27 protein-coding genes and 1 riboswitch are annotated in these 24,974 nt (G+C 51.1%); of the genes, 19 read left to right on the forward strand and 8 right to left on the reverse strand.

What is annotated here, in order from left to right:
• Positions 1-60: 60 nt before the first annotated feature.
• From yfmF to AYW79_RS00500, 3 genes are read left to right on the forward strand one after another with little or no spacing between them, the layout of a single operon-like run.
• Entirely contained in the window at positions 61-1,359 is a 1,299-nt protein-coding gene (yfmF, locus tag AYW79_RS00490; RefSeq protein WP_067560469.1) for an EF-P 5-aminopentanol modification-associated protein YfmF, read from the forward strand.
• Positions 1,352-2,677, forward strand: coding sequence for an EF-P 5-aminopentanol modification-associated protein YfmH (gene yfmH / locus AYW79_RS00495; RefSeq protein WP_067560470.1), 1,326 nt, complete (start codon positions 1,352-1,354; stop codon positions 2,675-2,677). Before yfmF ends, yfmH begins: the two co-directional genes overlap by 8 nt.
• Positions 2,674-3,693, forward strand: a complete 1,020-nt coding sequence (locus tag AYW79_RS00500) for an RluA family pseudouridine synthase (protein ID WP_067560471.1) — start codon at positions 2,674-2,676, stop codon at positions 3,691-3,693. The genes yfmH and AYW79_RS00500 overlap by 4 nt, the downstream gene beginning before the upstream one ends.
• On the opposite strand, the gene AYW79_RS00505 is transcribed toward AYW79_RS00500, so the two are convergent.
• On the reverse strand, positions 3,647-4,396 hold the full coding sequence (locus AYW79_RS00505) for a tRNA threonylcarbamoyladenosine dehydratase (protein WP_067560472.1): 750 nt from the start codon (positions 4,394-4,396) through the stop codon (positions 3,647-3,649). The genes AYW79_RS00500 and AYW79_RS00505 overlap by 47 nt on opposite strands.
• 104 nt (positions 4,397-4,500) lie before the next feature.
• Between AYW79_RS00505 and AYW79_RS00510 the strand changes: the two genes are divergently transcribed.
• From AYW79_RS00510 to AYW79_RS00530, 5 genes are read left to right on the forward strand one after another with little or no spacing between them, the layout of a single operon-like run.
• Positions 4,501-5,271, forward strand: a complete 771-nt coding sequence (locus tag AYW79_RS00510; protein WP_067560473.1) for an SDR family NAD(P)-dependent oxidoreductase — start codon at positions 4,501-4,503, stop codon at positions 5,269-5,271.
• A gap of 3 nt (positions 5,272-5,274) precedes the next feature.
• Positions 5,275-5,589, forward strand: coding sequence for a hypothetical protein (locus AYW79_RS00515; RefSeq protein WP_067560474.1), 315 nt, complete (start codon positions 5,275-5,277; stop codon positions 5,587-5,589).
• A 17-nt stretch (positions 5,590-5,606) separates the two neighbouring features.
• Positions 5,607-6,956: a Mur ligase family protein gene (locus AYW79_RS00520; protein WP_067560475.1), complete on the forward strand. Its 1,350-nt coding sequence runs from the start codon at positions 5,607-5,609 to the stop codon at positions 6,954-6,956.
• Positions 6,953-7,720 carry a type 1 glutamine amidotransferase gene (locus AYW79_RS00525; protein ID WP_067952966.1) on the forward strand — a complete coding sequence of 256 codons (768 nt, stop codon included), beginning with the start codon at positions 6,953-6,955 and terminating at the stop codon, positions 7,718-7,720. The genes AYW79_RS00520 and AYW79_RS00525 overlap by 4 nt, the downstream gene beginning before the upstream one ends.
• A gap of 2 nt (positions 7,721-7,722) precedes the next feature.
• Positions 7,723-8,214 carry a GAF domain-containing protein gene (locus tag AYW79_RS00530; RefSeq protein WP_067560476.1) on the forward strand — a complete coding sequence of 164 codons (492 nt, stop codon included), beginning with the start codon at positions 7,723-7,725 and terminating at the stop codon, positions 8,212-8,214.
• 56 nt (positions 8,215-8,270) lie between these two features.
• Here the strand turns inward: AYW79_RS00530 and AYW79_RS00535 are convergent, their stop codons facing one another.
• The 3 genes from AYW79_RS00535 to AYW79_RS00545 form a co-directional block, all read right to left on the reverse strand.
• On the reverse strand, positions 8,271-9,206 hold the full coding sequence (locus AYW79_RS00535) for an MBL fold metallo-hydrolase (RefSeq protein WP_067560477.1): 936 nt from the start codon (positions 9,204-9,206) through the stop codon (positions 8,271-8,273).
• 20 nt (positions 9,207-9,226) lie between these two features.
• Positions 9,227-10,462 carry a putative lipid II flippase FtsW gene (ftsW, locus tag AYW79_RS00540; protein WP_079289696.1) on the reverse strand — a complete coding sequence of 412 codons (1,236 nt, stop codon included), beginning with the start codon at positions 10,460-10,462 and terminating at the stop codon, positions 9,227-9,229.
• 156 nt (positions 10,463-10,618) lie between these two features.
• A complete protein-coding gene (locus tag AYW79_RS00545; RefSeq protein ID WP_143216070.1) occupies positions 10,619-10,879 on the reverse strand; it encodes a hypothetical protein in 261 nt (86 codons plus the stop codon).
• A gap of 150 nt (positions 10,880-11,029) precedes the next feature.
• Between AYW79_RS00545 and AYW79_RS00550 the strand changes: the two genes are divergently transcribed.
• The 5 genes from AYW79_RS00550 (at position 11,030) to AYW79_RS00570 (ending at position 16,712) form a co-directional block, all read left to right on the forward strand.
• Positions 11,030-11,617, forward strand: a complete 588-nt coding sequence (locus AYW79_RS00550) for a DedA family protein (protein ID WP_067560480.1) — start codon at positions 11,030-11,032, stop codon at positions 11,615-11,617.
• 155 nt (positions 11,618-11,772) lie between these two features.
• Positions 11,773-12,963: an FtsW/RodA/SpoVE family cell cycle protein gene (locus AYW79_RS00555; protein WP_067560481.1), complete on the forward strand. Its 1,191-nt coding sequence runs from the start codon at positions 11,773-11,775 to the stop codon at positions 12,961-12,963.
• 98 nt (positions 12,964-13,061) lie between these two features.
• The gene (gene glnA / locus AYW79_RS00560; RefSeq protein ID WP_067560482.1) at positions 13,062-14,486 is read left to right on the forward strand and encodes a type I glutamate--ammonia ligase; all 1,425 of its coding nucleotides are present in this window, start codon (positions 13,062-13,064) and stop codon (positions 14,484-14,486) included.
• A 190-nt stretch (positions 14,487-14,676) separates the two neighbouring features.
• On the forward strand, positions 14,677-15,540 hold the full coding sequence (locus AYW79_RS00565; protein ID WP_067560483.1) for a deoxyribonuclease IV: 864 nt from the start codon (positions 14,677-14,679) through the stop codon (positions 15,538-15,540).
• Positions 15,531-16,712: a pyridoxal phosphate-dependent aminotransferase gene (locus tag AYW79_RS00570; protein ID WP_067560484.1), complete on the forward strand. Its 1,182-nt coding sequence runs from the start codon at positions 15,531-15,533 to the stop codon at positions 16,710-16,712. The genes AYW79_RS00565 and AYW79_RS00570 overlap by 10 nt, the downstream gene beginning before the upstream one ends.
• Before the next feature lie 16 nt (positions 16,713-16,728).
• On the opposite strand, the gene AYW79_RS00575 is transcribed toward AYW79_RS00570, so the two are convergent.
• Both AYW79_RS00575 and AYW79_RS00580 read right to left on the reverse strand, forming a co-directional pair.
• Complete coding sequence (locus AYW79_RS00575; protein WP_067560485.1) at positions 16,729-17,358, reverse strand: hypothetical protein; 630 nt, start codon at positions 17,356-17,358, stop codon at positions 16,729-16,731.
• 5 nt (positions 17,359-17,363) lie between these two features.
• Entirely contained in the window at positions 17,364-18,026 is a 663-nt protein-coding gene (locus AYW79_RS00580) for a SpoIID/LytB domain-containing protein (RefSeq protein ID WP_231877813.1), read from the reverse strand.
• 154 nt (positions 18,027-18,180) lie between these two features.
• On the opposite strand from AYW79_RS00580, the gene AYW79_RS00585 reads away from it, so the two are divergent.
• The 5 genes from AYW79_RS00585 to AYW79_RS00610 all read left to right on the forward strand — a co-directional run bounded on the left by AYW79_RS00585 (position 18,181) and on the right by AYW79_RS00610 (position 22,488).
• Complete coding sequence (locus tag AYW79_RS00585) at positions 18,181-18,753, forward strand: YwhD family protein (RefSeq protein ID WP_067952969.1); 573 nt, start codon at positions 18,181-18,183, stop codon at positions 18,751-18,753.
• Between the two features lie 33 nt (positions 18,754-18,786).
• The gene (locus AYW79_RS00590) at positions 18,787-20,241 is read left to right on the forward strand and encodes an aminotransferase class I/II-fold pyridoxal phosphate-dependent enzyme (protein WP_067560487.1); all 1,455 of its coding nucleotides are present in this window, start codon (positions 18,787-18,789) and stop codon (positions 20,239-20,241) included.
• Positions 20,242-20,297: 56 nt separating this feature from the next.
• Positions 20,298-20,434, forward strand: a riboswitch (cyclic di-AMP (ydaO/yuaA leader).
• A complete protein-coding gene (locus AYW79_RS00595; protein WP_067560488.1) occupies positions 20,434-21,231 on the forward strand; it encodes a LysM peptidoglycan-binding domain-containing protein in 798 nt (265 codons plus the stop codon). (Overlaps the previous riboswitch by 1 nt.)
• Before the next feature lie 96 nt (positions 21,232-21,327).
• Positions 21,328-21,780 carry a thioredoxin-dependent thiol peroxidase gene (bcp, locus tag AYW79_RS00600; protein ID WP_079289691.1) on the forward strand — a complete coding sequence of 151 codons (453 nt, stop codon included), beginning with the start codon at positions 21,328-21,330 and terminating at the stop codon, positions 21,778-21,780.
• A gap of 360 nt (positions 21,781-22,140) precedes the next feature.
• Complete coding sequence (locus tag AYW79_RS00610) at positions 22,141-22,488, forward strand: HesB/IscA family protein (protein ID WP_067560490.1); 348 nt, start codon at positions 22,141-22,143, stop codon at positions 22,486-22,488.
• Between the two features lie 58 nt (positions 22,489-22,546).
• Here AYW79_RS00610 and AYW79_RS00615 read toward each other — a convergent pair whose 3' ends face one another.
• The gene (locus AYW79_RS00615) at positions 22,547-23,077 is read right to left on the reverse strand and encodes a DedA family protein (RefSeq protein ID WP_079289690.1); all 531 of its coding nucleotides are present in this window, start codon (positions 23,075-23,077) and stop codon (positions 22,547-22,549) included.
• A 234-nt stretch (positions 23,078-23,311) separates the two neighbouring features.
• Between AYW79_RS00615 and AYW79_RS00620 the strand changes: the two genes are divergently transcribed.
• Positions 23,312-24,553, forward strand: coding sequence for a glycosyltransferase family 2 protein (locus AYW79_RS00620; RefSeq protein WP_067560492.1), 1,242 nt, complete (start codon positions 23,312-23,314; stop codon positions 24,551-24,553).
• Positions 24,554-24,572: 19 nt separating this feature from the next.
• On the opposite strand, the gene AYW79_RS00625 is transcribed toward AYW79_RS00620, so the two are convergent.
• Positions 24,573-24,929, reverse strand: coding sequence for a YunC family protein (locus AYW79_RS00625; protein WP_067560493.1), 357 nt, complete (start codon positions 24,927-24,929; stop codon positions 24,573-24,575).
• Positions 24,930-24,974 lie beyond the last annotated feature (45 nt).

Here is a 24,974-nt window from a genome sequence, read left to right on the forward strand (position 1 = left end):
CATACTACATAATCATGTGAAGCATTTTGTGATTTGGGATGATGGATAGGAGGATTTTCTTTGAATGCGACGTTTCAATCAAGCTCGCACGGACGACTGCATGTACACACCTTGCAGACAAAAAAATATAAAACAGCCACTCTCTGGCTTGTTCTTGAGCGGCCACTCTCGGCTGACGATGTGACTGAAGTCGCGCTTTTACCGCGTATTTTACTGCGTGGAACGGAGCGATACAAAACACCAGAGGCACTGATGCAAGCGTTTGACGCGCTGTATGGCGCAGGTATCTCCGGGGTTGCCGGGAAGCATGGGGATCTGCAGACGGTTGAGTTTCACGTACAATTTGCGGACGAAACGTATCTCCCCGGTCATCCGCGTGTTCTCGATGAGGTCGTTCAGTTGCTTGCGGACGTGTTCCTTCGACCAGCGGCAGAAAGCGAGCGCTTCAATGAAACAGGGGTTGAAGTAGAAAAAGATTTGCACAGGCAACGAATTGAAAATTTAGTCAACGATAAAGCGGCTTATGCGGGTGATCGCACACTCGCACTGATGTGTAAAGAGGAACCCTTTGGTGTGCCGCGCATGGGCTATGCAGATCGTGTAGGGAGTATTACGCCAGCGGGGCTCTATAAGAAGTATAGAGAAATTCTGCGCGATGCAACGGTTCACCTTTACGCGGTAGGAAATTTTACAAAAGAGCATTTTGATTCGGTCGCGCTTCGCGCATTCGCGTCGCTAACAGAAATGCGTTCTGCAGCTGTTGAAACGGATGTGTTCATGTCATCCTCCAATCCCGCACCCAAAGCAGCAGTGACGATTGTGGAGCAAATGGATGTGCAGCAAGGTGTGCTGTGTGTTGGACTTCGCTCTTCTGTCTTTTATAAAGACGACATGTACCCGGCGCTGCTTGTTTATAACGGCATTCTCGGCGGATTTCCGCACTCCAAGCTATTCGTCAATGTTCGCGAAAAGGCAAGTTTGGCCTATTACGCGTCAAGCCGCATGTTTGGGCTTAAGGGTGTCCTCCTAATTCAATCAGGGATTCAGATTGATCACTACGAGCAGGCCAAAGCGATCATTCTGGAACAAATTCGCGCGATGGAAACGGAGATTACAGAAGAAGAGCGATCCTTTACGATTCAAGGCTTAATCAATCAATATCTGCTCTCTGATGACCAACCATTGACGGATGCCATGATGGACGTCTACGCTCGCATGGGCGGTAAGAAACGATCCGTGGATGCGTTGATCGAAGCTGTGCAAGCGGTGACGATTCAAGATGTGCAAGCGGTTGCGCGTACGATCTGGGTTGATACAATCTACTTTTTGCGCGATGAGGAGGGAAAACGTCATGCATAAAACAGAGTATAAAACGTTGCAAGAAGCGGTCTACCATCAGACGCTTGATAACGGCCTGACCGTTTACATCGTGCACAAGCCAGATTTCCGACAGACGTATGCGTCATTTACGACGCAATACGGAAGCGTCGATCGCGAGTTCGTGGTCGCGTCTCGCGGCGAACGTGTCGTTGTTCCGGACGGCATCGCACATTTTCTTGAACACAAAATGTTTGAGGAAGAGCACGGTGACGTATTCCAGGATTTTGCGCGCTATGGCGCGCAGGCGAACGCATTTACAACCTATGATACGACGACCTACCTTTTTTCGTCGACCGCGAACGTGCGTGAAAATCTCATGACGCTGCTCGACTTTGTTCAGCGACCGTATTTTACGGATGAGAACGTTGAAAAGGAAAAGGGGATCATTGGTCAGGAGATCGCCATGTATGATGAAATGCCAAACTGGCGATGTCACTCCAATTTTCTTCGCGGACTCTACGGCGACCATCCCATGGGCATCGATATTGCGGGCACCCTTTCGTCGATCCAAAAAATTCGTAAAGAAGATTTATACGACTGTTATGAAACGTTTTATCACCCGAGCAACATGGTGCTGTTTGTCGTTGGACCAGAAATTCCTGAACGCGTGATATCGTGGGTGGCTGAAAACCAGGCGAAAAAAAACTACACGTTGCAAAAACCCGTTCAGCGATTTCTTCCGTCCGTTCCCGCGCAGCCGCGTGAACAGCGCGTTGAATCAGAGTTGACCATGGCGCAGCCGCGCGTTTTGTTCGGATTTAAAGAGACGTGGCAATCGCCTGACGCAAAGGAGAGACAGCTTCGGGAAACCGCGATGGAAGTGTGGATGGAATCGCTTTTGGGCCGCGGATCGCCGCTCTATCACGCGCTTATGGATGAAGGGCTGACAGATGCGGGATTCGGTTCGGACTATGAGTTGACACCTTGGTATGGTCACTCGCAAATGGGGGGGAACTCCAATCGCCCTGATGAACTGGTTGAGCGGGTTCTCTCAGCGCTGAATCAATACGGGAAAGAGGGACTGGCACAAGAAGATTTTGAACGTGTCCGCAAAAAGGCGATGGGACGCTTCTTTTCACTGCTTGATTCTCCGCAAGGCATCGCGTATGTATACACAGCCCAAAAACTGCGCGGAATCGATGTTTTTACGGCGCTCGATGTACTTGAGCGCATGACGATCGACCATGTGATGAACGCATTGCGCTCGCACGTGAACGAAGAGCAACTGACGGTTTCTCTTGTGCGACCTAAACAGCCGCGCGAACTTGTTGCAGGAAAGGGCGGTACCCTTCAGTGATTACGTGCAAGATCTTGCCTCAGGACAGCGGTAAAAAGTTGCATCGGTATTTGCGTCAAACGCTGCCTGGCATGCCACTGAGTGGTGTGTATAAAATGATTCGCGTTGGTCGGGTCAAAGTAAACGGAGTCAAGGGAAAAATGGAGACCGTTTTACAACCGGGCGACGTGTTGACTTTGTATATCCGTGAGGAAGAGTACGAATCCCTCACACGGCCGGTTCGCAAGTTCGGCGGTGTCAGTACGGACATTGCAGTTGTACACGAGGATGAGCACATCTTGATCCTCAATAAACCTGTGGGGCTGTTGACACACCCTGACGCGCAAGAGCACAAAGATACGCTAATCAATCGGGCGCTTGCATACTTGCACGGGCACGGTGAAATCGAGCATGGTCGCTCGTTTTTGCCAGCGACTGTCAATCGACTCGACCGCAATACGTCTGGGCTTGTCCTGATCGGCAAAGATGCGCAAACATTGCGCGACCTTGCAGAGCAGATCAGACGACACAAGATAAAAAAGCACTACTTGGCCGTGGTGTGGGGAAAATTAGAGGGAGGGGGTGAGATCGATTTGTCCCTCGTGCGCGATACGGCGAATCAAGTGACCCGGCCGCTCACCAGATCACTGGATCAGGCGCTTGGGAAAGTCGCACTTACCCGGTATCGTCCCTTGGCGAGTGCGGCTGGATTCACGTTGATCGAGGTGGAACTGATCAGCGGCAGAACGCATCAAATCCGGGCTCATTTGCAAAGCATTCGCCACCCGCTGCTCGGCGACATCAAATATGGCGGAAAACCTGCATTTGATGTCAATCACCACCTGCTTCACGCGTATGGATTGGTGCTTCCCGATGGTCAAACGTATGTAGCGCCGCCGTCCCCTATTTTTTCAGATATTCTCCAAAAAACAGGGTTAACGCGGGGACTCGCAGAGACGAGTCTCCCGCTCGCAGGTACCTCTCGCGGAGCTACGCAAGCTGAGCCAACGCGCGAATCGCGACACTCGCGAGGATAAGCCCTGCGATGGGCGGTACATAGGCGATGCTCGCAGGTGGATTTGACGCTTTGCGCGTAGCGTCTGCGGGCAGTGCATCAGGTACGATGGCGCGCCGTACGTCTTCACGCGGTAGTCGCGGCGGCTCGGTTGAGCAGACGACTGGAACGTTGCGGCTGATCCCTCGCTTGCGCAATTCTCGGCGCATGACGCGAGCGATCGGATCGGTCTGTGTCTCGAACAAATCCATCACCGTAAAGCGCGTCGGATCAATCTTATTGGCGGCGCCCATGCTCGTGACGAGAGGGATGTCACGCTCTTTGCAGCGACACACCAAATCGATCTTTGCACTTACCGTATCCATGGCGTCGATGACGTAATCGTACCCTGTTGAAAAGAAGCGCTCGGCAGTTTCTGGCAAGAAAAACATGTGCATGGTGTGAACCTGGCACGCAGGGTTGATGTCGAGGATGCGTTCGCGCATCACCTCGACTTTTTCTCGTCCAATCGTAGATGTGAGCGCCGGAATCTGCCGATTGATGTTGGTGATGTCAACTGTGTCGCGATCGACCAATGTGATCGTGCCGACACCGCTTCGCGCTAAAGCCTCTACGGCGTAGGAGCCGACGCCGCCGACGCCGAGCACAGCGACGTGAGCATTCTTTAGACGCTCAAGTCCTTCTGGACCAACCACGAGCTCAGTTCGAGAAAAACGATGAATCATTTGGGTCGACCTCCGAGCGAGTGAGGGTGGGATGCATCTTGCGCGTATCCTTCCCATTTTGTTAAGCTACGAACTAGTGTAAAGCACGAAGGGGAGGAATTCCAATGGATCTGTTTTCGGTGCGCAATCGTCGTGTGCTCGTGACAGGCGCGACGCGCGGGATCGGTTTTGCATTGGCTGACGGATTCGCGGCGGCGGGCGCTGAAGTGATGCTGACCGCGCGCGGGGAGGCAGGTTTGGAGGATGCGCTGCAAACGCTTCGCGAGCGCTACCCGGAAGCGATTCTTCACCGGATGACGATGGATGTTTCGGACACAAATGAGGTTCGTCGCGCTATGCTTGAAGCGGTAGCGATCATGGGCGGAATTGATACGCTGATTAACAACGCGGGACAAAACATTCGCAAGAAGGCGATGGATGTCTTGGAGCAAGACTGGGATGCGGTTGTTGACACCAATTTGCGCGGAGCATTTTTCGTTGCTCAAGCGGCGGGGCGTGTCATGATAGAGCAAGGTGGCGGCAGTATTGTAAACATCGCTTCTGTCGGCGGGCAGGTGGCACTGCGCACGGGTGTCGCTTATGCGGCTGCAAAGGCTGGGCTGCTTCACATGACGCGCGTCTTGGCAGTGGAGTGGGCGACGCGCAATGTACGTGTTAACGCGATTGGCCCCTGGTACTTTCGCACGCCCCTGACTGAAAAGTTGCTTGATGATCGAGATTATCTCGCGGAGATTCTCGCGTGCACGCCAATGAAGCGCGTGGGAGATGTGCGTGAATTGGTTGGCCCGGCACTCTTTTTGGCATCCGATGCCGCAAGTTATGTGACAGGTCAGACACTCATGGTGGACGGCGGTATGAGCGTTTATGGGTTCTAGTCGATGAAACAAGTTATGCTGCGCGTGGTCATTCTCTATGTTGCTGTTCTCGTTTTGCTTCTCATCATTACGTGGCTCACGGCGCCACATACGTTTCAGTCTTTTGTCAATCGCGGGGCGTTGGTCGGCATCGGCGGTATTTTTGTTCTCCTTTTCATGAATCGATCGGGGTTATCGGTCGATGATGCGATGTCGACCTCAAGCTATGATGATCTTACGCGCGCGTCGCGCCGAAAGTGGCTCTACGCATCCGTGATTGTCGCAATCCTCTTGTTGCTGACATCGGTGGTTTCACAGTACATGATCTGGCGATCATAAGAGAGGTCTCATTAACGTTGGATGTTCGATCATGGATAGCCTTTGTGGTTGCAAGTGTGACAGCTTTTGTGCTGCGCGTCACCAAGAGGGCTGGGACGAGCTTGCCTGGATATCTCGCGACGCGTATCTCGCCCAATCTGCTTTTTTACGTACTCGCAAAGCTCGACCGCTGTGTCATCGTTACCGGAACAAACGGCAAGACCACGACAAACGCACTCTTAAAATCACTCGTAGCACAAGATGAGGCGTGGATTTCTAACGCGATGGGCGCCAATCTCTTGCAAGGTATCCTGTCTGCACTCTTGCCAGAATTGACTTGGCGCGGTCAACTGCGGGTAAAGCGCGCCATCCTTGAAGTGGATGAGGCGACACTCCCACGTCTCACGCAGCGCTTTCAACCCGATATGATCATCGTGACCAATGTGATGCGTGATCAGCTCGATCGCTACGGCGAAGTGGATGCGACCCTTGGCTATCTCTATGAGAGCACGCGGGATGAGACGGTTTTGCTTGTGTTAAACGCGGATGATCCGCTTGCTGCAAGCCTTGGAAAGGGTCGTTTGAACACGTTTTATTTTGGATTATCGGATTGGCCTGAGGATGATCTTTTGCGCCAGGAAGTGCGGGATGGGGCGTTTTGTCTTCAGTGCGGTGGGGAACTTTTGTATACGCGAACGGTATTTGGCCAAATGGGTCACTATCACTGCCCAATCTGCTTAGCGCAACGCCCTTTTCCGCAGTTTTCCATGCGCGTCAGGGAGAGACAAGAGGAAGTGGAGATTCATGAGGAGATTCGTTTGCAAAGCCCGATCGCGTATCGCGTGACATCGCCACTCCTTGGCATTTATAACGCCTACAATTTGCTCGCGGCTTGCAGTGCTGCCCGGCTGCTCGGAGTCAATCCAGCGCGTTTTGAAGCGGGACTGGCGCAATTCACAGCTCCGATCGGGCGGATGCAGACATTTCCCGGAAATCCACCGCGCATTCTCGCACTGATCAAAAATCCAACGGGCGCAACGATGGTGTTGCGCTCACTTGAAGGTACGTTAAACGGCGATCCGCTCTGTTTTGTCATCAACGACGCGGATGCGGATGGTCGTGATGTCTCGTGGTTGTGGGATATCGATATGGAGTCTTTTGTGTTGCGCTCGCCTCACGTCAGCGGATGGTATTGTGCAGGCACACGCGGCGCGGATATGGCGCTCCGGCTTAAATATGCAGGAATTAACCCTGCACAGATCCAACTCCTTGAGAACGCGGCAGACACTTTGAAGGTAAACGCCGAGGAAGGTGGTTCCGTGTACATTTTGTGCACGTACACAGCACTCCATCCGCTTGCGAATCGACTGGAGGCAATGCATACGTGAGGACGCAAACGATTCGCATTGCGCATTTGTTTCCAGAGTTGCTAAACCTCTATGCAGATCAAGGAAATCTCGCTGTACTCACTGCGCGCGCACGCGCGCGTGGCATCGAGGTTAAGGTGGTGCCAATCAAGCTGCGTGAGCCCATTGACTATCGCCAGGTCGATCTCATCATGCTTGGCGGTGGGTCTGATCGTGAACAGCGTGTGGTCAGCGAGGCGCTCGCGAGCTATGCGCCAGATCTGCGTCACGCAATCGAGGATGGATTCCCGTTTCTCGCGGTATGCGGTGGCTATCAGTTGCTCGGTCACTCGTATGAACTCACGAGTGGTGAGCTCCTGCCTGGGCTCCAGGCGCTTGACCTTGTCACGAAGGCGGGAACTTCGCGTTTGATTGGAAATATCGCGATTGAATTACCCGCAACGCTTAAGCTTGCGCGCTCGACGGTAGTCGGTTTCGAGAATCACATTGGGCGCACCGAACATGCACATCAGGCGCTCGGGAGGGTGCTCGCAGGCCACGGAAACAATGGCGTCGATCATGCGGAGGGGATTTTTTTGAAGCGCGTCATCGGGACGTACATTCACGGACCCCTGTTGCCCAAAAATCCTCATCTCGCAGACCTTTTGCTAAGCTATGCGCTCGCTTACCGCGGTGATGAAAGGACACTGGAACCGCTCGATGATACAATGGAGTGGCTGGCGCACGATCAGATGCTCGCGCGTTTAAACGTCGCGCGCAAAGAACGTCTGGAAGAAGGAGAATGAACATGCATCACGCCGTAGAAGCTCCATCTATAGCGCGCGAATTCTATCCATTTCTCGCAGAACAATTGTCCTATCTCATCGGCGATGAAACCGACCGAATTGCGGCGCTCGCAAACGCGTCCGCGCTGTTTCGTGAATATCTTAAAGCGATAAACTGGGTAGGTTTTTATCTCGTGCGTGGCGAAGAACTCGTTTTAGGCCCTTTTCAGGGTAAACCTGCGTGCGTTCGAATCGGGTGGGGAAAAGGGGTCTGCGGTACGGCTGCCAAAGAAGATCGCGCACTGGTTGTGCCAGATGTTCAAACATTTCCCGGGCATATCGCGTGCGACAGCGACTCGCGGTCGGAATTGGTGATTCCGCTTCACGTCGATCGTCAGGTCATCGCCGTCCTTGACATAGACAGCCCGACGGTCGCGCGTTTTACGGAAGAGGATGCCGGAGGTCTCTTGCTTTCCGTAAAGGTTTTGGAGCGCGTATTGAGTCGCGCTCTGTAGGGATTGTGTGCAATGTCTCGTAACGGACTGCGAATGAAAATACGTTGCGTCTCTTGTCACTGCGCGTGTTGTTGTGACGCCCAGTGCAAGAGACCTTTTGCGTTTAGCTCAAGATCGATACCAATTTTTTCAATGTCAAGCGATGTGTGACCCTCCCCGCTCAGCATGCCAGCGTACAAACCTGTAAGCGCAAGCATATACTCCTCCCAGGATACGCCCTCGTAGTAGAGTGCTCTTGCCATATGCGCTAAGCGTTCCACGCCACGCTCTGTTCCTGAGAATGCTTCCTCCGCGGGGGACGGACCAAAATGAGTGTGAAAAACCGTTTTTGGGTGCAATGCACGGAGCTTGTGAACGGTCTTTTCAACGGCGTTTGGGTCGAAGTCTGACGGACTTGTCGATGGCATGACAAATTCGAAGTCGTATCCTGTAAAGGCGGGTACATAGCGAATTCCCAGTGCATCTCCTGAGAAAATGGCTTTCCTACGTTCATCGTGAATGCTAAAGTGATGTTTGGCATGTCCAGGCGTGTCATAAAATGTCCAGACGCGATCACCAAGGTCAATTTGGTCACCTTCGCCTTGAATCAACAATTGCTCGGGAGGAATGGCGACCATCTCTCCGAACAGTTCATCAAGCGCATCTCCATAAACGGCTTTCGCGCCAGCCATAAGGCGTGTTGGATCCATCAGGTGACGCTCTGCGCGCGGGTGCGCAACCACGCTCGCGTGAGGGGCGAGGCGGGCAAGGTGCCCGGCGCCACCAGCGTGGTCGAGGTGGATATGTGTGACGATAATATAATCGAGCTCATTCGGGGAGATGTCAGCCTCGCGCAACGCGTCGAGGATCGTTTGATGTGACAGCGATGAGCCCGTTTCGATCAAAGCTTTCTTTTGACCGAGATAGAGATAGGCGCTCGATCGACCGGGTTGATGTTGTTCCATTAAATCAAAAAGATACAATTGATCACCGAGTGAAGTGAGTTTTTGCATGTGACACCTCGTTTAAAAGATTAGGATCGTTTTGCGCTCTGCTGATTATTCTGCCTGCGCGCACGCATGCGTTTTTGTTTCATCTTCATAGACTCAAAATCAATGGGTGACGCCTCGCGTTCGACGCCGTGGAGTGATAAGGGTCTTGTGTAGCGAGAGAGTGAGAGCAGTATGCCGACAGACCACAATTTTACGATCAACGCAGTTCCGCCATAGCTGATAAAGGGGAGAGGAATGCCTGTCACGGGAAGAAGTCCCGATACGGCTCCAACGTTAATAATAACCCCCCATGTGATCATGCTTACGATTCCGATGGCGAGAAGAGAAGAGAAGCGGTCTTCAAGTGATGTTGCAATTTTCATCCCGCGCCAAATAAAGAAGCTGAATGCGAGAAGGACGGCGAATGCCCCGACGAGACCGAGTTCTTCGACGATCACGGCGAAAATGAAATCGGCGTGAGGAACAGGTAGGTAGCCAAAGGGTTGGATCCCGCGTCCCAGTCCTTTGCCAAACCATCCTCCGTGATAGATGGCAATAAAGGATTGGATAAGTTGATAGCCGCCTTGATTGGCGTATTTTGGACTGAAGGGATGTAAAAATACGAGCAGCCTCTGTGCTCGATAACGCTGCATGTAGATAAACAAAAACAACACAGGGACGAGGAATGCCGCCAAAACAGCCATGTGGCGAAAGCGAATTCCTGCCGCAAACATGACGGCTAGCCCTGAGAGCAAGAGCAGCATGGACGTCCCCATATCCGGTTCTTTTAGGATGAGAAACGTTTGCAAGCCAATCATCAAAAAGGGAGGTATCACGCCTTTTTTGAAGGAGTGAATCTGATCGCGCCGTTTTGCGAAGATGTACGAAGCGTAAATGAGAATCGTCAAAAGTGAAAACTCGCTCGGTTGAAACAAGAGCGAAGGAGGCCCCAACCAACGCCTGACATTTTGACTTTGGTGACCGACATGTGGAATCAAAACAAGGATCAGGCAGAGCAAAATCACGAGTGTAATTTTGCGTGCGTGTTTATTGAAGAAGGCGGGAGGTACATTCATTAAAATGAACATTCCCGTCAGACCGATCCCCGCACTTAAAAGTTGATGTCGAAAAAAATAGGAAGACGAACTTCCGACGACTTGCAATGCATAAACCATGCTTGAACTGTAAACCATAACAAGTCCGAAGGCGACGAGGCAGAGCGTAATAAAAAAGAGTTGAAAATCCGGCTTGTGTTTTACGATGATCCCTACCTCCAGATGCGCTTAAAGGTAATAGTTCGCTGTAGGAAAGGAATCCTCCTGCCTAAAATCATATGGAATCGCATACTTTTATCGAAGACAAAAAGACCAAGCCGCGTCTGCTTAGCTTGGTCGAAACATTGCTTCAAGAATGGATGTTCAATGTGCGGTTTTTTACCAGGCGCCCATGGCTCCAAGCCCTAGCGCTGTGACACCGGCGATTGCAAAGAGTGGAACAGCGAGTGCCGCTCCTGGGAAATAGACATGTGTCGGTGTCTCTTTCTCGTGCTTTGTAATTGTGGGATCTGTCAAAATTGAAACGTTTGGTGACTCTGATGCGTCATAACTTGCAAGGCGATGGCCATGCATGAGCAAATGGGTTGCAGTGACACCCTGCACGTGTCCGTGAAAGGAACCGTGAAGATGCGTATGCACGATCACATGACGTCCTACGAAACGATGCAAGTGTGAGTGGGGAACCATATGGAATTCACCTCCATGTAAAAACGTATGCTTGATGGCGATTGTCCTGTAGGGGGCTTTCGCGGAGCAGCGCGTGTGGAGATGTGACGTGAGGAGACAGCTATGGGCATCGGCGACGTGATTCAGCACTACGGACTGATTGGCATCGTGATTCTGCTGGCGCTCGGCATTGTTGGTCTTCCGCTTCCAGATGAGACCATCTTGACCGCCGTTGGCTACATGGTCTATCGCCGAGAGCTACCCTATCTGCCGTCTGTTCTCGCGGGGATGGTCGGTGCGATCCTAGGGATTACGCTCAGCTATGCAGCAGGTGCTTGGCTTGGCAAGCCACTGTTGCAGCGCGTTATGCATATCGTACACAAGAGTGAGCGCAGCATCTCGCGCACATCTGACCAGATGGAGAGGTATGGTTCTTATCTCTTGTTTTTTGGTTACTTTATTCCAGGCGTCCGCCATGTCACCGCCATACTTGCGGGAATGACACGCATGTCTTTCGGGCGGTTTGCACTGTTTGCGTACACTGGCGCGTGCGTATGGGTCATTTGTTTTATAACGCTTGGTCATCTCGCGGGACCGCGCATTGAACAACTTCGCACACATCTTTCGTCCCCACTTCTTTACACGCTCACAGCGTGCGTTGCGCTGGCGTTTGTCACTGGCGCGTTGTATCGACGCGCGCGCGCAAAATAATTTGATAGGTCAAAAAAACGTCATTATTTTCTACGCGGGCGGGTGTAGATCTTTCATTGCGCGAAGCGGTCAATCCATGAGAAAATAGGTCGGACGTGCATAGCTGTCGCTCGCCTGTGGGAGCGAAGTTGTCGCCAATAGGAGGAACTATTTCATTGGAATCTATCGTAAAACGAAACATTCGCGACCTAGACTACGTGCTTATCGCAGTGATGATCTTGATCTCGGTGATTAGTTGCATCGCCGTCTACACATCGACGCTTGGCAAGGCGAATCCGAATACGGGGAGCGCCTCTCTCGGTATTCCCGCCCATATCCTGTACAGGCAAATTGCTTTTGAAGTTCTCAGCTACATCGTGATGTTTGTGGTCATGCTCTTTGACTATCGCAATCTCGCAAAGCTTCGCTGGTATTTTTATGGTGGAACACTGCTGTTGCTCGTTGCGGTTTTTGGGTTTCATCGCGTGAACGGGGCGCACAGTTGGATTCCATTTCCGTTGCTGTCGTTCCAACCGTCGGAGCTTGCCAAACTCGTCTCGATCATCTGGGTTGCCGACTATATGTCGCGCATGAATGAGAGGGAAGTCCCAGATTATAGTTTCCGCGGACTTTTACCTATCTTTCTCGCGTTTATCGTGCCATTTGTCTTGATTCTGAAGGAACCTGCACTCGGTCAGGCGCTCGTGCTGTTGGCGATTATGTATTCGATGCTCCTCGTTTATGTAAAGAAAAAACAAATGCGCTGGATGCTCGCCGCGAGCGCCATTTTCATCTCACTCATTGTCGTCGCAGTCGCCGTGGTGCCAAATCAGACCGTGAATTTCCTCGACCATCAACACATCTTGAAACCGTACCAAACCGGGCGGCTCATCTCTTTCATTGAGCCGGGCTATGATCCGGCGTCAAGCGGATGGCAGGTCCATCAGGCGGAGATCGCAGTAGGCGCGGGAGGGGTGTTCGGTCAGGGGATCGGAAAAGGATCTCAAACAAACGGGAGTTGGGTCCCTTTTCAATGGACAGATTTTATCTTCTCGGCGATTGCGGAACAGCTCGGATTTGTCGGTTCAAGCGTGCTGATCATGTTATTTTTAATCATGCTGTATCGGCTGATTCGCGTCGCAACAACTGCGCTTGATGATTTTGCCTCCTATGTGATCGCGGGTATTGTCGGCATGTTTGCATTTCAGGTATTCGAAAATATCGGTATGAATCTCGTCGTCACGCCTGCGACTGGAATCACCCTGCCTTTCGTCAGCTACGGCGGCTCATCGCTTGTTGTCAACTTTATTAGCATAGGAATTGCGTTGAGTGTATCGGTGCGGAGAAGAACGCTTCGGTTTGATTGAATCAACGTGAATTAAGCTGACATAAAGGTTGACGAATTTCTTTTTTATCGCATATACTCATCTCATAACCTAACAACAAGGTCATAGGAGATGGAGTCATGACAGCAGAAGACATTCTTAACCTTATCAAAGAAAAACAAATTCTCATGGTGGACTTTCGTTTAGTCGATATGCCTGGACGTCAGCATCACGTCACCATTCCAGCGGTGGAAGTTGACGAAGATATGCTCACGCGCGGTGTCGCGTTTGACGGATCTAGCATTCAGGGATTTCGCGGGATCGAAGAGTCTGACATGGTGATGCGTCCTGATCTTGACTCTGCCTACGTGGATGCGTTTACTGCCGTTCCGACGCTTGATCTCGTGTGTGACATTTATGAGCCTTCGGGCGTTCGCTACAATCGCGACCCGCGTTTTATCGCGCAAAAAGCGGAAACGCTGCTCAAACGCTCCGGAATTGCGACAGACGCGTATTTTGGTCCTGAACTCGAGTTTTTTCTGTTTGATGATGTGAAATTCAATTCGGATCCGTCCGGCTCATTCTATAGTATCGATTCAAGTGAAGCGCACTGGAACACAGGCTCTTCTGATGGACCTAATCTTGCTTATAAAATCAAGAACAAGGGTGGATATTTCCCTGTTCAGCCGACGGATAGCCAACATGACATTCGCACAGAAATGGTTTTGGAATTAATGAATGCGGGCATTCGCGTTGAGCGTCACCATCACGAGGTGGCGTCTGCGGGACAGGCGGAGATCAACTTCCGTTTTGATACATTGACAAAGGTTGCCGACACGGTCATGCTTTACAAATACATCGTGCGCAACGTTGCTCGAAAAGACGGGAAAGTTGCGACGTTTATGCCAAAACCACTGTTTGGAGACAACGGTTCTGGCATGCACGTTCACCAAAGCCTCTTTAAAGACGGTGTTCCCCTCTTTTTTGAAGAAGGCGCGTACGGCAACATGAGCGAAATGGCGATGCACTACATCGGCGGAATTCTCTATCACGCACCGGCGCTGCTCGCCTTCTCAACACCGAGTACCAACTCTTTCAAACGTCTTGTTCCGGGCTTTGAAGCGCCTGTAAACCTTGTCTTTTCAAAAGGTAATCGCAGTGCTGCGGTGCGCGTTCCCGTTGCCGCCGTTACCCCGAAAACTGCGAGAATTGAGTTTCGGACGCCAGACTGTACGGCAAACCCATACCTTGCGTTTGCGGCGATGTTGCTCGCAGGTCTCGATGGAATTAAAAAAGGGATCGATCCTGGTAAGCTAGGATACGGACCATTTGACAAAAACATTTACGAGTTGAGCGCAGAAGAAAAAGCGCAAATCCGCAGTGTTCCAGGTTCTCTGGAAGAGGTATTGAGCGCCCTTGAGGATGATCATGAATTCCTTTTAGAAGGCGGCGTCTTTGACAGAGATTTCATTCAAACGTGGATTGAGTTGAAGCGTACGACGGAGATTCAACCCCTCTCTATGCGCCCACATCCGCATGAGTTTCAAATGTATCTGGATCTCTAAGTGGCTCGTACATTCAAAAAAGATGAGAAGTAGGATGCTTCCCCTTTTTTGTACCTGCATTTGATGATTTGACGGTGCAACGCACCGATGTTGGAGCAATTGCATCCCCATGATACACTGTGCGTGTTCGCGACAACGTTGCGAGCACGCTCTTTTGTGATCAAACCTTTCAAGATCGGTGGTGGAGAAAATGCGTTTAGGTGCCAATGTATCAATTGCCAAAACAGGGCTGCTGCGCGCGGTTGAAGAATCGATCTCCTATGAAGCGGACACGTATATGATTTACACGAGGAGCAATCGCGGGGGACCAGCGCGCGACATCGAAACATTCCATCGAGATCAGGCGTATGAAATGATGGCGACACATCACCTCGCCGACCCTGTTGTCCATCTCTCGTATCTCGTCAATCTTGCGAGCGTCAAGCCTGAAACCTACGCGTATGGTGTCGAGGTTTTGCGTGAAGAGATCAAGCGTGTGTCCTATCTCGGCTTTCGCTACATCGTGATGCACCCGGGCAGTCATGTGGGCATTGGCGCAGAGAGTGGCATCAAGCGCATTGCAGAAGGACTGAATGAAATTCTTGATGGTACGGAAGACGTGTTTCTGTGTCTTGAGACAATGGCAGGCGATGGATCCAAGGTTGGAAATTCACTTGAAGAAATTGCAGAGATTATCTCTCTCGTACAGCAGCGTGATAAAATGGCTGTCTGTATCGACACGTGCCACAACTATAGTTACGGTTATGATATCGTGAATGACTTCGATGGATTCCTGCAAAAGTTCGATGACCTACTCGGCCTTTCACTTTTAAAAGTGGCGCACATCAATGATTCCAAAACCCCCTTTGGCTCACACAAGGATCGGCACGCAAACATAGGTCGTGGATCGATTGGTGTGGACGCACTTCGGCGGATCGTGCGCCATCCTATTCTCGCCGAGATCCCACTCATACTTGAAACACCAGGTGGGCACTACAAGCAGGAGATTGCTTTGTTGCGCGGACTTACCGAAGATTTACCTGAAGATGCGGATGACAAGGGAGAATCCGCGTGATGACGCAGGCTGAGCGGATGAATCGACTGCCGAAGCAATTCTTTGCCACGCTGACAAGAAAAGTGGCAGAACTTCAAAAAAGCGCACCAGATTTGATCAATTTAGGGCAAGGCAATCCCGACCAACCAACCCCGCCGCACATTGTTGACGCGCTCTGTGAAGCGGCGCGCGATCCAGTGAACCATCGATACGGATCTTTTCGCGGAGAGTCCTATTTAAGAGAAGCCATTTGCTCGTACTATGAGCGAGAATTTGGCGTTTCTCTCGATCCTGCGCGAGAAGTGGCCATTCTGTTTGGTGGAAAGGCGGGTCTTGTCGAAGTCAGCCAATGTATTTTAAATGAAGGGGATCTCGCGCTCGTTCCTGACCCTGGGTATCCAGATTATCAATCGGGGGTCGCACTGGCCGGCGCTCATATGGAATACATGCCGCTGTTGCGAGAGAATGATTTTTTGCCTGACTATCGGAGCATTGATGAAGAAGTGGCGCGGCGAGCGAAACTGATGTTTTTAAACTACCCGAACAATCCTACGGCAGCGGTGGCAACTCCTGACTTCTTTGAAGAGACGGTCCGTTTTGCGAAACGAAGCCACACGGTGGTGGTTCACGACTTTGCATACGGCGCGATTGGGTTCTCCGAAAAACCTGTCAGTTTTCTCGCGACAAAAGGCGCAAAGGATGTTGGGATTGAAGTCTATACACTTTCGAAAACGTACAACATGGCCGGTTGGCGTGTGGGATTTGCCCTTGGACGAGAAGATGTGATCGAAAGCCTCAATCTGTACCAGGACCACGCGTATGTTTCGCTTTTTGGCGCGATCCAGCGGGCGGCAGCGGTAGCGCTTACCGAATCGCAAGCATCGGTGCGGGAGCTTGTTGATCTCTACCGAAAGAGACGAGACAGGTTTTTGCAAACGCTCAGCGATCAAGGGGTGCCCGTTTTGCAGTCGCAAGGATCGTTTTTTGTATGGCTCCCTGTTCCTGAAGGCGTTTCATCCGAATCGTTTACAGATCAACTCCTCTATGACGAACATGTCGCTGTGGCTGCCGGAAACGGCTTTGGCCGCTACGGAGAAGGGTATGTTCGCATCGGTTTGTTGACGGATGAGACTCGCCTATACGCTGCGGCTCTACGAATTGCGCGCATGTACCACCGCGCGGCGAGAGGATAGATCAATCCCATCGATGTCACGGGTGTTCGTATCCTTCCCCTAACTGTGTGGGGCGACGGAAGCGGTCTGCGAGTTGGATAAGCCATAGACGGTGGTAGGGCTCAATAAAGAGTACGGGCTCTACGCGTCGATCAAGCCCTGGTTCTATTTTATATTGCCAAATGGTTGTGCGCGTGGTTGCACCCTCGTTCATGCGCACACCCATGTGTACGGAATCGCGATAGCCGTTTTTATAAGAAATGAGATTCAGCTGTCCGTGAAGCTCATTCACGAGAAAGCGAAAACGTGCGCTGCGCAAGACAGGCGCTTTGATCCACGGCGTCAAGCCGTCTTTTCCAGTGCGAAATCGCTGTTCTGTTTCAAGAACGACGACTTCTGCGTCTGGGAGAGGCTTTAAGGTTCGGCCGTCGATGACTTTAACGCGAAGATCACCATATTTTTGTCCAGGAACGACAGGGTCATAACCCGATGATCCACGTGGTGGATCATGTCGCGGCGCAGGCGTTGGTTTGGGAACGGATTGGTTTGTGTCGGGCGCGCTGTTCCCAGAAGCCGCCAATGCGCTTGATGTCGTTACAAGGGATAGCGAAAAGAGAGCAAAGGCTGTGCAGAGTGGCAATGCTAAGCGTTTACCTTGCAGGCGCACCAGTCTCATCCTTTCCCGACGCCGGGGATCTGAACGAGAGATCGTCCGACATAATAAAATTGGAGAATTTGCAAGAAGTCACGGCCTTGGGAAGCTAAAAATTGGGTCCCCCACTGTGACATTTTTTGCGAATTGCGATATTGCCAGTTGGGGCTATTTTCATAACCAGCGCGATAGTTTAATTCAAAGATTTCACCGCTTGGTTGAACAAATGCAAGGGGGCGTGTGCGATAGTACGCGCGATCGGTTGCATCCTGGTCTGAAAAAGCTTTGTAGGTTTGAAAGTTGACCGTGTTATCGACATCAAAGGTGAAACCGCCTACGGTCACGGGGTGAAGATGGTGGTACCAAGCGAACATCTTTACGGCGATGGCTCCTGACTCAAGTGATGCGGGGTGCCAAGATGGAAACCATTCATTTGGAATGACATCGCGACAGTACTGGTCGAAGTTGACTGTGGAAACATAAATGATGCGCCCGCGCGGATCGGGCTCACCAGACATATTGTTTTCTCGAATGGCGACGCGAATCATACTTGGAAATCCGGATTGTCCGATCAAAGAGATCTGCGCGTGAGCGATGTTGTGAGATGCGTTAAAAAGAGCCACCACAGTGCCGATCAGCGTCAATGCGCTGAGCAATCGAAGAGGAAACCACGCGCGATGCACCAACAGGAACACCTCCAGCGATCAATGTGAGAAAAGATAGGTACAATGCTGTGTACTTATCCATTCCCAACTCGCAGAAGATCATGCACCCTTTGAGAAATTGCGTTGAATCGTTACAATGAGAGCAGGCAAGGATGAAGGGTGGGACAAAAAAGTGGAACGTTTAAACTTGACGGGTGTCAATAAACACAAAGCGCCTGATGCGCTCTCAAACCTCTCTGCTGTATTGATTGATCGAGACGGTGTTCGCATCGATAATGCCGCGATTCACGGTAAGAGCAAAGTTGAGCGAGGCATTACGTGGGTGACTGACACGGACGATATCCCAGAACCTCAGCGCATTGCGTTAGTTTGGGTGACACTTCATCGCGAGATTCTTGGCCTTGGGATTCACGGATTGGCGGCTTCTATTTTTTACGTTGATTCAGAAGCAGGTTTGGGTTATAAAAATTTGGCTGATCAAGTGAACAAGATGGACAGCGCAGTCAAAGGAAAAATTCAGCTTGACATGCTTACAGAAGCAGAAATGAAGCAACTCGGCGCTTTTCTGATGGCACAACGAGAAGAACTCTGGGTCAATGCGTCAGAGGCGGTGTGGGCAAATTGGCTTACTGAGGAGCAATACAAGCCGATGAAGCTCATGCGAATTGAGGCGGAAAAAGATCGCGAACGCATTCGCCGTGAGGCAGAGCGAGAGCGTTCCGAAGGGATGAACGAACACAAGTAAACGCATCGTTGCAGACAGGATGGGATTGTCCAGTTGTCGAATCAGCAAGATACACCTCTTTTTACTGCGCTGCGCAAACACGCAGAGCGTCAGCCGCTCCAATTTCACATTCCAGGACACAAGACTGGTCTTGCGATGGATCCTGAATTTCGCGATTTTATGGGGCAAAATGCCCTCTCCATTGACTTGATCAATATCGGCCCGCTCGATGATCTGATGCATCCGACCGGGATCATCGCTGAGGCGCAAGCGCTCGCGGCGGAAGCGTTTGGCGCAGACGCCACCTATTTTTCTGTGCAGGGCACGAGCGGGGCGATCATGGCCATGATTTTGTCTGTGGTCGGACCTGGCGACGAAATTCTCGTGCCGCGAAACATTCATAAATCCGTCTTGTCGGCAATCATCCTTTCCGGCGCGCGCCCGTTTTTCTTGCAGCCAGAGGTCGATCTTCATCTCGGCATTGCGCATGGCTTGCGCTTGGAAACGGTGATCGCGGGGCTTGACGCGCACCCAAACGCAAAAGCTGTATTAGTAATCAATCCCACCTATTTTGGTGTCGCGACGGATCTGCGTTCGATCGTTCACGTCGCCCATGCGCGTGGCGTACTGGTGCTCGTCGATGAGGCGCACGGTGTTCATACGTATTTCCACGAAGCGTTACCCGATTCGGCGATGCAAGCGGGCTGTGACCTCTCTGCGACGAGTGTTCATAAACTGGGCGGATCACTCACACAGAGTTCTGTATTGAATGTGCGCGAAGGTCTTGTGCGGGCACGCCACGTTCACTCCATACTATCGATGCTCCACACCACGTCGACGTCCTATCTGCTGTTGGCATCCCTTGACGCGGCGCGTCGCCAGCTAGCGGTACACGGGAGAGGACGGATTGCAAACGCGATTACTCTTGCGGAGGACGCCCGCCTGCGAATCAATGAGATTGAGGGGCTCTATTGTTTTGGACGCGAAATTTTACAGTCTTCCGCGACGTTTGCGTTCGATCCGCTTAAACTCACGATTCGCGTCGCGGATATCGGGATCTCTGGGTATGAGGTAGAAGGAATTTTGCGTGATCACTATAACATTGAAGTCGAGATGTCTGATCTGTACAACATCCTATGCATTATTTCGTTCGGGGACACGGAGTCAAGCGTAGCGCAACTCATTCACGCGCTGCGTGATCTCGTTGAAATTGAGCGGCTGCGAACCCATGTCCCGCGAAAAATTGTCGTCCCGTCGACGCCGCGCCTTGCCATGCCGCCGCGTGACGCATTCTATGCAGATTCTGAAGTTGTCACGCTGCGTGAAGCGATTGGGCGAACCATTGCCGACATGATCATGGTCTATCCACCCGGCATACCGATTTTACTCCCGGGCGAGATCGTCACACTCGATAATGTGCAATATATTGAAGAAAATCTCGCTGAGGGGCTGCCTGTACAGGGACCTGATGATCCATCGATTCAAACGGTTCGTGTCGTTCGCGAGTAATTTCGGGTTGGCTGCGATTTCCTGGTGACAGCGTTCGACAAAAATCGTAAACTATAAAAATAGCATAGCCGAATCACTTGAAGAGAGTGTACGGAGGACCCATGTAGTTGGGGTGAACTTTGCATTGATGCAAAGCGGGACGACCTTCTCCCGAACCCGTCAGCTAACTCCGGAGGCGTGGGAGGAAATCGTTTGACATACGAAATTTTTAAACGGTTGTCAGCTGCTACGCTGACAGTTGGTTCTTTTCTTATGTTTTTTGGTGGTGACGCAACCAGTATGGCGGCGACGCTTCCAGCGGCACCATACACTGTTAAGGCGGGGGATACGCCTCTTTCAATCGCTCACCTCACTGGCTTTAGTGTTTCTCGTTTTGATTTGGTCAATCACCTCGCTGGTCCGAGTGCGCGTTTGATTCCAGGTGAAAAAGTGGCGCTCCCATTTTTGTATCGTGTGTCATCTGGCGATACACTCTCTTATCTTGCGCAGCATTACGGCACGACGGTCGCGCGGATCATGGCATTGAACCACCTGCACAGCTCGTTGATTTACGCGGGGCAGACACTGCTTTTCGCGCGAGGAAGTGCCGCTGTTCAGCATGTTGCACATCCGCTCGTTTTTCGAGCGGCGAATGTCTCGTCCCATGTTGCACCTGCACCAACACCCGCAAAACAAGGACTGGGGACGTTTTTGGCCAGCGCCTATGATCCGTCCGTCTCTTCGAATGGGCCGTGGGGTGCGGTTGACTATTTTGGACAACCCCTCAAGTTCGGGGATGTCGCGGTCGACCCGAGTGTCATACCACTTGGCTCAACGCTTTATATCAGCGGTTACTCAGATCCGGCGCTGCCGGCTGGTGGATTTTATGCAAAAGCGGTGGATACAGGCGGCGCAATCAAGGGAAAACGAATCGATGTGTTCTTGCCAACCTATACCGCTGCCATGAACTTTGGGTTGGAGAATGTCAGTGTCTCCATCGTTCGAAAGTAAGGGTGTCTAAGACGGATTGGTTTGAAACGCGCGTGCCCGCTCCGTTATACTGACTGAGTAAACGGAGGTTGTTATTCCACAGTCGGGAGGTACGTTATGCCAATCATGTCTGGACAAGCCCCTACGTTTCAACTCGCTGCGACTGGTGAGCGGAACGTTTCGCTTGAATCGTATGTGGGGAAAACCGTGGTTCTCTTTTTCTATCCAAAAGATGACACACCAGGCTGAACCACGGAAGCGACCGGTTTTCGCGATCAGTATGAGCTGTTCGTCGAAAAAGGGGTTGCCGTGCTCGGTGTGAGCACTGATTCGATCGCGTCTCACGAAAAGTTTGCCGCGAAATACCAATTGCCATTTCCATTGCTTTCCGATCCTGACGCAGCGATTTGTAAAGCCTATGAGGTGTATGTCGAAAAAAACATGTATGGTAAAAAGTACATGGGCATTGAACGCACCACATTTGTGATCGATGGGGAAGGTCAGATTGCGAGAGTCTATCCTAAAGTGAAAGTGGATGGACACGCAGAAAAGGTTCTTGCAGATCTATAAATACGCTTAAAACCCCACATCTCGGGCCATGCTGATGAGGATGGCCTAGAGAAGGTGGGGTTTTTACGCGAAATCGGCCGTTCATAATGATTTCGGTGATGGTTATTTGTGTGTCATTTGTTCCACATGCGACACTTGTTAACGTGAGCCAAAGCATAGGGCGGGATGTGTCAGATCTCGAAATCAAAGCTTGGAACGCAGCGCAAAGAGATGGTATTTTTCGAGTGATGCAGCTGCAAATTCAGAAAATCACCAAACTGGCGGTGCAATCGCATTTTTAGGTCACGGATTTTGAAGCAATGGGTGCTCCATTCGGTGTATACTTGTCGTAATCGTATTCGCTGAAAGGAGCATTCATTCATGGTTACACTTACAGAACAAGCTGCAGACAAAGTCAAATCGATGTTGAGCGATTCTGAGGATGCCGGACTTCGCATCGTGATCAAACCGGGTGGTTGCTCGGGGTTTAGTTATGGACTGGCACTGGATGAACGCAAACCGAACGATATCGCAATCATCCAACACGGAGTGAGTGTGTTTGTCGATGCGGAAAATGAGCGACTCGTCGACGGCGCTCAGATTGACTATCTCGATGATTTGTCGGGAACAGGGTTTTCGATTCACAATCCGAACGCGATATCGACGTGCGGGTGCGGGTCGAGTTTTCGCACAAAAGAGGATGCCGGGCAACCGGGTTCGTGTGATTAAAAAAGCGATGATGCTTAAGCATCATCGCGGGCTGCCGAGTGAATTCTCGGCAGTTTTTTTATCGGCTGTGTCTGCGATTGCGCAGTAAAAAACTGATAAAGAGAACGACGAGTAGCGCCGCGGAAAGGTCTGTGAAAAGTGTGAAATGAGTTGTAACCGTTTCCCAGTGTTGCCCAAGCGCGTACCCGACGTAGGCGAGAATGGCAACCCAGGGAATGCATCCGATGATTGTAAAAATCATAAACGTGCTGAGTCGCATCTTGGCGATTCCGGCAGGCAGCGAGATGAAGGTTCGCACAGCAGGTAAAAGCCGACTGATCAATACGGTGATTGCGCCGTATTTGGCAAAAAAGCGTTCGGATGATTCAAAGTGACGCTCGGAAAACAAAACATAGCGTCCGTATGAGCGGAGGAAGGCTCGTCCGCCGCGCAAGCCGATCCAATAGGCCAAGAGTGAACCGATCAAATTGCCGAGCACGCCGGCGATGATCGCGGGCGCAAGACCCATTTCACCGCGAAAAGCGGCATAACCCGCAAACGTCATGATCAGTTCGCTTGGGATCGGAATACATGCACTTTCGAGTAACATGGTGAAAAAAACGGCAGCAATCCCGTAGTGACGTACAGCGTGTTCGAGAGCGAGCGATATGCCGTGCAGGTTTGTTACCCCTTTCTTTTGACAAAGAAATGGAAATGCGTGTTTAACTTTTTAATGATAGCACAGCCCGAAATGGTAGTCTACTTGTCCGACGAAAAGCATACATGGTATAGTAAGTCGGACAATGAACTTATTTGAGAATGGGTTGACAGAGGAGACTTTCTTTTGATTTCATGGACCGCCGTATTGACCGTGGCTTTTATCGCGCTGCAAGCCATTACGGGTCTCATTGGTTTGTATCAAGTGGTATTGTCTGTTTTTGGATTGGTGTATCGACGAAAACCTCTCGTTCATGAACCTGCGAAGCGATTCGCAGTTTTTGTTGCGGCGCACAATGAAGAACGTGTGATTGCGCCTTTGCTGGAAAATTTGAAGCGTCTTGACTATCCCCAGTCTATGTATGATGTTTATGTGATTGCTGATAACTGCACAGATCGAACTGCAGAAATTGCGCGCGAACACGGTGTGATTGCAGAAGAGCGAACGTCAGAAACGGAACGCGGAAAAGGGTATGCGATTCGTTGGATGTTGGAGCGTGTAAAGGAACGCAAGGTTTCATACGACGCAGTCGTGATGTTTGACGCTGACAATTTGGTCGGAACCAATTTCTTGCGCGTGATGAACGATCGACTCCTTGATGGACACAAGGTGATTCAAGGGTATCTCGATATTAAAAATCCGTTGGATTCTTGGGTCAGTGTATCTATGGCGATATCCTATTGGTATACCAATCGCATGTGGCAGCTCTCTCGAAGAAATCTTGGATTGTCGTGTGCGCTCGGGGGAACGGGACTTTGCATTGATATGCCACTTATCAATCGTCTTGGGTGGGAAGCGACCGGTTTGACGGAGGACGTTGAATTTGGCGCAAAATGTGTGGTCGAAGGTATCTACCCCGTGTGGGCGCACGAGGCAAAAGTGTACGATGAAAAACCAATTCTGCTGGTCGCCTCCATGCGTCAGCGTTTGCGTTGGATGCAAGGCCATTTTAACTGTGCGCAGCAATACATGGGGACGCTGCTTCTCGCGAGTATCAAAGAGAGAAATTTGGCGAAGCTTGACGCGGCGATTTATCTTTTTCAACCGATGCGTTTCTTGATTCTCTTTTTGACCGCGTTCATGTTTCTTTTTCAAAACTCAAATCCAGCCATGGTGGCAGGTTTTACGGAACTATTACCGACGTGGTTTTGGGCTGTGATCAACCTGTTTATTCTAATTCAAATGCCGCTTGCGATGTTACTTGAGCGCGTCGAGTGGCGTGCGTTTATTGGCCTGCCACTCTTTCCGTTTTTTATGCTAACTTGGTTTCCGGTTACTGCATTTGCACTGTTTACGCGACGCAATCGCGTGTGGAAACACACTGCTCACACGCGAGCCATTCAATTTGATGACCTGCGTACGCGTTAGAATTGCTATAGCGATTGTTTCACGTAGCCCGTGAAGAAGTGCTTTGGGTGTCGCAACGAGTCTTAGCGTGATGCGCTGCAAAGGTGAGCAGCGCATCTTCTCCTTTCATTCCGGGTGTAACGCCGATGGTGCGAGCGTGATCGGTTACGGCTTCCAGAGGGGCAGAGAGTAGGTCTTCGACGGTGCGAACTCCGACTGCGCGTCCCGCAAGAATTTTTCGGTCGTTTAACTTTGTGTTTAGCAGCTCGACATCAAGCGCGCCGCACATGATGTATCCTACTTCATTTTGAATGGTTACGAGTCGCGTCTTAGGCAAATCAACTGTGACGGCGATAAACGTCGTTCCGCTGAGCGTAATTGGGGAAATTGTGACCACGCGTTATTGCCTCCTTTTTGATACGGTATGATCAGTTTTCCATTG

It is taken from the genome of Ferroacidibacillus organovorans, assembly GCF_001642725.1.
Taxonomy (GTDB): domain Bacteria; phylum Bacillota; class Bacilli; order Alicyclobacillales; family SLC66; genus Ferroacidibacillus; species Ferroacidibacillus organovorans.

Bases quoted from the DNA above. Each gene is read 5' to 3' on its own strand.
- AYW79_RS00505 (WP_067560472.1), bottom strand. From the start codon at position 4,396: ATGATTCATCGTTTTTCTCGAACTGAGCTCGTGGTTGGTCCAGAAGGA.
- AYW79_RS00550 (WP_067560480.1), top strand. From the start codon at position 11,030: ATGGGCATCGGCGACGTGATTCAGCACTACGGACTGATTGGCATCGTG.
- AYW79_RS00565 (WP_067560483.1), top strand. From the start codon at position 14,677: ATGCGTTTAGGTGCCAATGTATCAATTGCCAAAACAGGGCTGCTGCGC.
- AYW79_RS00535 (WP_067560477.1), bottom strand. From the start codon at position 9,206: ATGCAAAAACTCACTTCACTCGGTGATCAATTGTATCTTTTTGATTTA.
- AYW79_RS00530 (WP_067560476.1), top strand. From the start codon at position 7,723: ATGCATCACGCCGTAGAAGCTCCATCTATAGCGCGCGAATTCTATCCA.
- AYW79_RS00615 (WP_079289690.1), bottom strand. From the start codon at position 23,077: ATGTTACTCGAAAGTGCATGTATTCCGATCCCAAGCGAACTGATCATG.
- AYW79_RS00515 (WP_067560474.1), top strand. From the start codon at position 5,275: ATGAAACAAGTTATGCTGCGCGTGGTCATTCTCTATGTTGCTGTTCTC.
- glnA (WP_067560482.1), top strand. From the start codon at position 13,062: ATGACAGCAGAAGACATTCTTAACCTTATCAAAGAAAAACAAATTCTC.
- AYW79_RS00610 (WP_067560490.1), top strand. From the start codon at position 22,141: ATGGTTACACTTACAGAACAAGCTGCAGACAAAGTCAAATCGATGTTG.
- AYW79_RS00510 (WP_067560473.1), top strand. From the start codon at position 4,501: ATGGATCTGTTTTCGGTGCGCAATCGTCGTGTGCTCGTGACAGGCGCG.
- yfmH (WP_067560470.1), top strand. From the start codon at position 1,352: ATGCATAAAACAGAGTATAAAACGTTGCAAGAAGCGGTCTACCATCAG.